Source organism: uncultured Phenylobacterium sp. (assembly GCF_902826855.1).
In the GTDB taxonomy this organism is placed as follows: domain Bacteria; phylum Pseudomonadota; class Alphaproteobacteria; order Caulobacterales; family Caulobacteraceae; genus Phenylobacterium.
Map to the genome: position 1 here is coordinate 21,450 of NZ_CADEGK010000029.1, position 8,558 is coordinate 30,007.

An 8,558-nucleotide genomic window follows, 5' to 3' on the forward strand; every position below is an offset into this window, starting at 1 on the left:
GTTGAATGCTCACGGTCATCATCGACGCCCGGGCCAAGGCCGAACAGCTGCCCGTCATCCTCTCGCAGCTGACCGCCGGCGCGGTCGACGGACTGGTGCGCCAGGTGCTGATCGTGGCCGATGCGGCGCAAGCGGGCATCGCCGACCTCTGCGAGGAGACCGGCGCGGAGGCGCACCCCACGCACGAGGCAGCGGCCGGCGCATCGCGAGCAGACATGCTGCTGTTGCTCCCCGCCAGTTTCCGCCTCCGCGACGGCTGGATCCGGGCGCTGGACGGCCAGGCGCCCCCGGCGCGGGTGGTGGGTCTTGGCGAGGGCGGGCTGTTCGGGCCGCGGCCCAGCGGCCTGCTAGTCGAACGCCGCCTTCTCGAGCAGGGCGTCGATCACGCCCAGCGCCTGGGCCGTCGCCTGGGTCTGCGGCGGATAGGTTAGGTCGAGGCTGGCCTCGATCCGCTTGGCCCCGCCGGCCAGCGCGTCCAGCGTCTTGGTCTGCTCGCCGAACATGTGCTTGTAGGTCCAGTAGCCGGTCATGACCTTCTCGACGTAGTCGCGGGTCTCCAGGGCCGGCAGGCACTCGATCAGCAACAACGGGTCGTCCTCGCCGACCATGGCGATGGTCTTCAGGACCGAGCCTGGTCCGCCGTTGTAGGCCGCCACGACGCGCAGTATGTCGCCGCCGACGCCACGGTCCATGAGGTAGGCTATGTAGTCCTGGCCGACCCGCAGGTTGGTCGCCGGATCGAGCAGGGTCTTGGGCCTCTGACGATAGCGCTTGTCGCCGGTGACGAGCGTGGCCGAGGCGGGCATAACCTGCATCAGACCGTAGGCGCCGACGGGGCTGATGGCGGAGGGGTTGAAGGCGCTCTCCTGGCGCACGATGGCGTAGACCAGAGCGCGGTCCACCGTGAAGCCGTCCTTCGGCGCCAGCGGCGGCGTCTGGTACTGGCCGATGGTCCGGTACTGCGGCGTCTGGTCGTAGCCGCCGCCGCCCGTGCCGAGCGCGTCCATCAGGGCGCCCCAGGCCTTTCTCTCCTCGAAGGTGCGCGCCATGGCCAGCCCCGCGCGCAGTTCCTGACGCGCCTCCTCGCCACGGCCGATCTGGGCGAGGGCGGCGGCGCGGTGCGCTCGCGGGTCGCGGTCGATGAAGCTGGCGAGGTCCGTGCCGGCGGCCCGGTAGGACGCCCGTATGAGCTGGCCGGTCTCGGCCACCTCGGCTGCAAGGGTCCTCACCTGCCGCTCGGCGATCATGCCGTAGAAGGTGTTTGGCGTCTGCGCGGCCTGGCGCAGGAAGGCGTTGGCCTCGCGGCCCTCGCCGAGCTGGGCGGCCGAACGCGCGGCCCAGTAGGCCCCGGCCGAGCGCAGCCACGGATCGCGCGCGTCATCGTTGGCGATCTGGCCGAAATAGTCGCGCGCCTGGCCATAGTCGCCGAGCCGCCACGCCGAGAGGCCGGCGATCCACCCTTCGCCCACCTGCACAGCCAGCTTGAACGCTGTCCTGGCGTCGCCCGAATAGAAGGCCTCGCGGGCGGGCTTGGTGGCCTCGCTGCGGGCGCCATCGAGGCCGGCCACTTCCGGCAGCGGCGGGTGGGCGGCGTCAGCCGGCTTGCGCTTCGAGGCCAGCGAGAACACCTTCTCGGCCAGCGGCAGGTCCCGGAACCTCGACAGCCAGTGGCTGAGTTCGTCGAAGGACGCCGTGTGCGCCTTTGGATGCATCAGGGCGCGATACGACAGGTAGCCGGATAGGGACTTGTCCTGGATCTCCGCGGCGGAGAGCTCGGCGCCGACGAAGTCGCCTTCCTCCATCGCCTGGAAGGCGGCGGCGTAAGCCTGTGCGTCGGTGTCGGAGAGGGCCTTCGGCGATCCGGCCCAAGCCAAGCTTGAAACCGAGGCGGCGGCGACGAGGGACAAAGCAAATACCCCGGCGCGCAGGCGCTTTTCGAGCGTCATGCCGTCTTATTCACGCACCTGTACTAACGCCAGGTTGAGCGCGAATCCCTTTTCTCGAGTCCCACGTGGCGAAGCTAGAGGGGCCTGTCGGGGCGATCAAGCCTTTCCGTAAGGGTCAGGAGGTCGCTCCAGGCGCGCTTCTTGGCGCCCGGCTGCCGCAGCAGGAAGGCTGGATGCAGTGTCGGCAGGGCCGGCAGTTCCATCGATCCATCGGCCGAGCGCCACTCGAACCAGCGCCCGCGCAGCGACAGGATCCCCTCGTCGCGGTTGAGCAGGGACTTGGCCGAGGCCCCGCCGACCAGAAGCAGCATCTTCGGTTGCACCAAGCCGACCATCCGCTCCAGGAACGGCGCGCACACCGCCTGCTCGGAGTGTGTCGGCGTGCGGTTGCCCGGCGGGCGCCAGAAGACCGTGTTGGTGATCAGCACCCGGTCGGTCAGGCCGGCCGCCGCCAGCATGCGGTCGAGCAGCTTGCCGGCGCGGCCGACAAAGGGGGCGCCTTGCGCATCCTCGTCCGCGCCCGGGCCTTCGCCGATCACCATCAGCGGGGCGGCGGGGTTGCCGCGGTACACCACCGCCTGGCTGGCGGCCCCCTCGTGGCGCAGCGGGCAGCCCTCGAAGGCGGCGATGGCGGCGACCAAGGCATCCAGGTCGGCCGCCGCTGCAGCCATCAGGCGCGCCTGCTCGAGGGCAGCGGCGATGTCGGGCTGGGCGGCGGACCGCGAGGTGGCGAGCTGCGGCGCGGCGACCTGGCGGACGGGGGGCGCGATCCGGCCGGCGGCGATGCGGTCCACCGGCTCATCCAGCAGCATGGCGTCCACGCCGCCGTCCGCCCAGAAGGCGAGCAGACTCTCGGCCAGCTGGCCGGCGGAGGCTTGGCCATTTGCTTGGCTTGAGGCCGACAAGGCGGTGTTCACTCCCGGTGTGGCTTGGTCCACTCTTGGCACGAAGCGGCCGGCTTGTCAGTAGGGGAGGGCGACCAACATGCGCATGCGCGGCATCGCCATCGTCGCGGCCGTCCTCGTGGCGCTTCCGGCGGCCGCCCAGACACACCGCGTGCTCGCCCAGCAGGCGGAGATCCTGCGCGAGGTGGGCGGCGCCTACCAGGGGCCGCAGGCAGCCTACGTGGCGCGGATCGGCGAACGGGTGGCCGCCGCGGCGGGCCTGCCCGGCAGCTGTGTCTTCACGATCGTCGACGCCGAAGAGGTCAACGCCTTCACGGCGCCGCCAGGTTGCTACGTCTATGTCACCCGCGGACTGTTGGGCGTCCTCAACTCGGAAGCCGAGTTGGCCGCCGTCCTCGGCCACGAGCTGGCCCACGTGGCCGCCAGGCATGCGCAGAAGCAGCAGGGTCAGGAGGTGCTCACCGGCCTGGCGGCGGCGCTGGTGGGTGCGGCGACCAGGTCAGACCTGGCGGCGGGAGTGGCCCGCCGGGCAGGCAAACTGGGCTTGCTCAGCTATTCCCGAAACCAGGAGTACGAGGCCGACACGCTGTCGATGCGCTACCTCCCGATAGCGGGCTACGCGCCGAGTGGGCTGCCCGACGTGCTGGCCGGCCTGCAGCGGCAGGACGAGTTTACCGCCACCATCTCCCGGCGGCCGGCGCGCGAGGCGCCCGGCTGGGCCCGCACCCACCCGCTTACCAACGACCGCATCCGCCGCGCGGCCACGCAAGCCGAACAGCCTGAGCTGCAAGACGCGTCCGGCCGGAACGCCGAGACCTACCTGCTGGCCCTCGATGGCATGGTCTATGGCGACGAGCCGGAGCAGGGCTACGTCAGTGGTCGCGCCTTCCGCCATCCGGGCCTCGGCGTGGCCTTCGAGGCTCCGTCCGGCTTCCAGCTCGCCGACGAGACGGGCGCTGTGCGGATCAGCGGCCCGGACGGTATGCGCGGCGAGTTCGCGACCGGCCGCGCATCGGTGTCACGGCTGGAGGACTACGCCGACCAAGTCCTTCGGGGAGTGGTCGGCGACGCCCCTGTCGAGCGGGGCCGCCCCACCCGCACGCGGATCAACGGCGTCGAGGCGGTGGTGCTGCCGGCCCGCGCGCCGTCGCGGAACGGGCTGATGGAAGTGGTGGTGGCGGCCTATGCGGTGGACGGAGACCGGGCTTACCATTTCGCCACCATCGCGCCGGCCGGCCGCGGCGCGGTGTTCGACTCCATGTACGACAGCTTCCGGCGCTTCTCCGACCCGAGCGGCGCGCGGGGTTCCCCCCGGATCTCGGTGGTGCGCGTCCGGCCGGGTGACACAACCGAAAGCCTCGCGACGCGGATGACGGGCGAGGCGCCCGTGGAGCGGTTCCTGATGCTGAACGCCCTGGAGCGCGGCCAGCCCCTGATCCCCGGCCAGCGGGTGAAGCTCGTCACCCGCGATCGGGCGAGCCGCTAGCGGAACAGCGCCAGGTCGACCGCGTCGCCCATCACGCGATAGCCCGCGTCGTTGGGGTGCAGCCAGTCGCCGCCGTGCCACTCGGGGCGCATCCGCTCGGGCCTGGCCGGGTCGCGGATCGCGGCGTCCAGGTCCACCACGCCGTCGAAGTTCCCGGGTTTGCGGATCCAGGCGTTGATCGCCTGGCGCGTCGCCTCGCCCTCGGCGGTGAAATAGCCGGCTCCGCCGTACGGCAGGATGGTCGCGCCATGGATGCGCAGTCCGTGGGCGTGGGCGCGATCGATGAGCTGACGATAGCCTGCAATCATCTCCGTGGCGCTGGGCCGCCCCGTGCGGGCGCCCAGGTCGTTGACACCCTCCAGCACCACCACGTCCGTGACCCCGGGCACGGAAAGCACGTCGCGGTCGAACCGGCTGAGTGCGTTCTGGCCGAACATGGCTATGGGCGGGTCGCTGAGCACGCGGTTGCCGCCGATGCCGGCGTTGACCACGGCCATGGCGCGGCCCGGATACTTTGCCGCCAGCCTTTCGGCCAGCCGATCCGGCCAGCGGCTGTTCTTCCCGGGCGTCGCGAGGGCGCCGTCGGTGATGGAATCGCCCAGGGTCACGATCACCCGGCCTGCCGAGGCGCTCTCCACCTCGACGCCGGTCAGGAAGGCCCGGTACTGCGCTGGGCCGGTCGCGGCGGGGACGGGCTTGTCGGTGAGGTCGCCGGGGCCGGCCACGGCCACGAATTCCTGGCCGCTCATGTGGCAGGTGCAAGGACCCGTCGGGCCAGGGAGGAACAGGCTCACCCGCAAGCGGGCGAGCGAGGGGACCTTCAGCGCCACCGGGTCGCTCAGCAGCGGCGCGGCGGGCGGCGCGACCGCGGTTGGCGCGCCGGCGAAGGTCACGGGCCGCTCGCTACCCGCCAAGACGGCGCCGTCAGCACCGATGAGGGCGATCCTGGCCGCGCCGATGGCCAGCGGCTTCTGGCCATACTCGTTGGAGAATCGCAGGCGCAGGCGCTGGCCGCCCGCGCTGACCCGCACCACCTGGACGATCGTCTGGTTCTCGAAGCTGGGCGCCAACATCCGGGGGGGCACATTGGGCCCGGGCAGGACGGGCGGGGCCGGCGAGGCGCCCCACGTCCCGATCCACCGCGGCGCCGCATGGGCGGGGGTAACGACGAGGGCGAGCACGCCCACCAGGACCGACAGACGCATGCGCTTCCCCCTTTTGCTTGACCGCCGCCGCGTGACCTTCCGATAAGACCCGCGAGGGATCAACGCTGCAACGCGGGTCCGGCAGGGCAGGGGAGCGCCATGAGCGAAGCCGTCGAACGCGAGGCGATGGAGTACGACGTCGTTGTCATCGGCGCCGGCCCTTCGGGCCTGGCCGCCGCGATCCGGTTGAAGCAGCTCGACGCCGACCTCACCGTGGCGGTGATCGAGAAGGGGGCCGAGGTCGGCGCCCACATCCTGTCCGGCGCGGTCATCGATCCCAAGGGCTTGAGCGAACTGATCCCCGACTGGAAGGCCAAGGGCGCACCGCTGGAGACCGCGGTCACCCAGGACAAGTTCCAGATACTGGGCCCGCAAGGCAGCCTCGACCTGCCGATCTGGGCCATGCCGTCCTTCATGAACAATCATGGCAACTACATCGCCTCGCTCGGTAACGTTTGCCGCTGGCTGGCGACGGAGGCGGAGGCGCTCGGCGTCGAGATCTATCCGGGCATGGCGGCGTCGGCGCCGGTGTTCGCCAAAGACGAACAGGGTGGCGACAAGCTGGTGGGCGTGGTGGCCGGCGAGTTCGGCATCGGCAAGGACGGCAAGCCGGGCCCCGGCTACGAGCCCGGCATCGAGCTGCGTGGCAAGTATGTCTTCATCGGCGAGGGCGTGCGCGGCTCGCTGTCCAAGGTGCTGCGCGCCAAATTTGGCCTCGGCAAGGACGCCGACCCCGAGAAGTACGGCATCGGCATCAAGGAGCTGTGGCAGGTCCCCGACGAGAAGTTCGTTCCCGGCCTGGTCATCCACACCCTCGGCTGGCCGCTCGACCCGACGACCGAGGGCGGCTCGTTCATGTATCACTTCGGGGACAACTACGTGTCCGTCGGCTACGTGGTGCACCTCAACTACAAGAACCCGTGGATTTCGCCTTTCGACGAGTTCCAGCGCTGGAAGCACCATCCGGAAGCCGCCAAGTACCTCGAAGGCGGCAAGCGCATCGCCTACGGCGCCCGCGCGATCAGCGAGGGTGGCCTGCAGTCGGTGCCGAAGCTGAGCTTCCCGGGCGGCGCCCTGCTCGGCGACAGCGCGGGCTTCGTGAACCTGCCGAGGATCAAGGGCAGCCACAACGCGATGAAGAGCGGCATGATGGCCGCCGAAGCCGCCCATGCGGCGATCCAGGCCGGCCGGTCCGGCGACGAGCTCGTCGAGTACGATACGGCCTATGAGAAGTCGTGGGTGCGCAAGGAACTGCACACCGTCCGCAACTTCAAGCCGATCCTGGGCATCTTCGGGCCGCTGATCGGCGGCGCAGTCGGGATGCTCGACCTCTGGATGACCAGCCTGCTCGGCGGCTTCTCATTCTTCGGCACCCTGCGCCACAAGAAGTCGGACGCCGAATCCACGGGCCTCGCCAAGGACTTCAAGCCGATCGTCTATCCGAAGCCCGACGGCGTGCTCAGCTTCGACAAGCTCTCGTCGGTCTTCCTGTCCTCCACCAACCACGAGGAGAGCCAGCCCGCGCACCTCAAGCTCAACAATCCGGACATTCCGGTTTCGGTGAACCTGCCGAAGTACGGGGAGCCGGCGCGGCTCTACTGCCCGGCGGGTGTCTATGAGGTGCTGTACGACGCCAACGGGGCCAACCCGCAGTTCCAGATCAATTTCCAGAACTGCGTCCACTGCAAGACCTGCGACATCAAGGACCCGTCGCAGAACATCACGTGGACGACGCCGCAGGGCGGGGACGGGCCGAACTACCCGAACATGTGAGCGCCATCTTCGCGTGTGACGACTGCGCCCTTGCGGCGCAGCGGCCGCACGCCCAGACTCTTCACATGCGCCATCTCCTCATCGCCTGCGCCCCACTCGTCCTGCTGGCGGCGTGCGCCACGCTCCCCAACGCAGACACGGCCGCCGTCCTGGACCCGGCTGCGCCAGCGGCGGCGGACAGCGCCTACGGCATGTTCCTGGCTGGCAACGCCGCCCTCACCGAGGGTCGCAATGGCGAGGCGGCCAGGTTCCTCGACATGGCTCGCACCCAAAGCGGCGACGATCCTGCGGTGGCCGAACGGGCGTTCACCGCGGCGCTGCTGTCGGGTGACATCGAGAAGGCGGCCCAGATGGCGCCCGATGGCCCCGAGGCCTCGGACGGCGCCAAGCGCCTGGGGCGGCTGGCAAAGGTCGTGGCGGCGCTGGCCGCCGGCCGGGGCAAGGACGCCAGGGAGGCGCTCGGGTCCGACGGGATTGGCTTCCCGCATCGCAGCGCCGCCGCCCTCCTGGGCCCCTGGGTCGCCGCGGCGGCTGGCGACGCCGAAGGCGCGGCCGTGCGCCCGCAACTGCGAGGCGACAGCGGGGTGAGCTACTTCGGCGGCCTGGGCCAGGCGGCCCTCTACGAACGCGCGCGCCGTTTCGACGAAGCGGAGACCAACCTTAAGGCCGTGACGGCCGGGACCTCTCCCAGCGAGATCGCGGTGGTGGCCTACGGCGGCTTCCTGGAACGCCGCGGACGGCGGCCGGAGGCGCTGGCGCTGTACGACGCGGCGCTGGCGCGCAATCCCAACAACCTGAGCATCAAGGCGGCCCGGACGAGAGCCGGGGCAGGCAAGTCACCGCCGCCCCTTCCCTCCATCAAGGAAGGAGCGGCGTTCGCCCTGCTGGCCCCGGCCGCGACCATGATCAGCGCCAAGCAGGAGCAGATCGGCCTGGCGTACCTGCGGCTTTCGCTACGGCTCGATCCCAACCGCAACGACGGATGGCTGATGCTGGGCGATCTCCTGCAGTCGATCGGCGATACCGAGGGCGCGCGGGTCGCCTACGAGAAGCCCAAACCCAACTCGGCCGAATTCCCCGCGGCTCGCGCGAAGCTGGCCTGGAGCTACCAGACCGCCGGGGACAAGGAAGGTGCGCTGAGGTTGGCCCGCGTTGCCGCGGAGACGGGGGTGCCCGAGGGCCGGCTGACGCTGTCGGACCTGCTGCGCGCGAACGAGAAGTCCGACGAATCCATCGGCATCCT

The 8,558-nt window shown here is 70.5% G+C and carries 7 protein-coding genes; 4 read left to right on the forward strand and 3 right to left on the reverse strand.

Features of this window, described 5'->3' with window-relative positions; translation table 11 throughout:
• Window positions 1–5 precede the first annotated feature (5 nt).
• Complete coding sequence (locus QZV94_RS06430; RefSeq protein WP_293676980.1) at window positions 6–431, forward strand: hypothetical protein; 426 nt, start codon at window positions 6–8, stop codon at window positions 429–431.
• Here QZV94_RS06430 and QZV94_RS06435 read toward each other — a convergent pair.
• A complete protein-coding gene (locus QZV94_RS06435) occupies window positions 348–1,946 on the reverse strand; it encodes a lytic transglycosylase domain-containing protein (protein ID WP_293676981.1) in 1,599 nt (532 codons plus the stop codon). The genes QZV94_RS06430 and QZV94_RS06435 overlap by 84 nt on opposite strands.
• A gap of 74 nt (window positions 1,947–2,020) precedes the next feature.
• Complete coding sequence (locus QZV94_RS06440; RefSeq protein ID WP_293676986.1) at window positions 2,021–2,806, reverse strand: uracil-DNA glycosylase; 786 nt, start codon at window positions 2,804–2,806, stop codon at window positions 2,021–2,023.
• Between the two features lie 130 nt (window positions 2,807–2,936).
• Between QZV94_RS06440 and QZV94_RS06445 the strand changes: the two genes are divergently transcribed.
• On the forward strand, window positions 2,937–4,337 hold the full coding sequence (locus tag QZV94_RS06445; RefSeq protein WP_293676982.1) for a M48 family metalloprotease: 1,401 nt from the start codon (window positions 2,937–2,939) through the stop codon (window positions 4,335–4,337).
• Here the strand turns inward: QZV94_RS06445 and QZV94_RS06450 are convergent.
• Window positions 4,334–5,542 carry an SGNH/GDSL hydrolase family protein gene (locus tag QZV94_RS06450; protein WP_293676983.1) on the reverse strand — a complete coding sequence of 403 codons (1,209 nt, stop codon included), beginning with the start codon at window positions 5,540–5,542 and terminating at the stop codon, window positions 4,334–4,336. The two genes, QZV94_RS06445 and QZV94_RS06450, sit on opposite strands and share 4 nt — an antisense overlap.
• Window positions 5,543–5,641: 99 nt before the next feature.
• Here QZV94_RS06450 and QZV94_RS06455 point away from each other — a divergent pair, with 99 nt between their 5' ends.
• Window positions 5,642–7,315, forward strand: a complete 1,674-nt coding sequence (locus tag QZV94_RS06455; RefSeq protein WP_293676984.1) for an electron transfer flavoprotein-ubiquinone oxidoreductase — start codon at window positions 5,642–5,644, stop codon at window positions 7,313–7,315.
• 65 nt (window positions 7,316–7,380) lie between these two features.
• Window positions 7,381–8,558 (forward strand): hypothetical protein (locus QZV94_RS06460; RefSeq protein WP_293676985.1); only part of this gene is annotated, 1,178 nt, incomplete at its 3' end.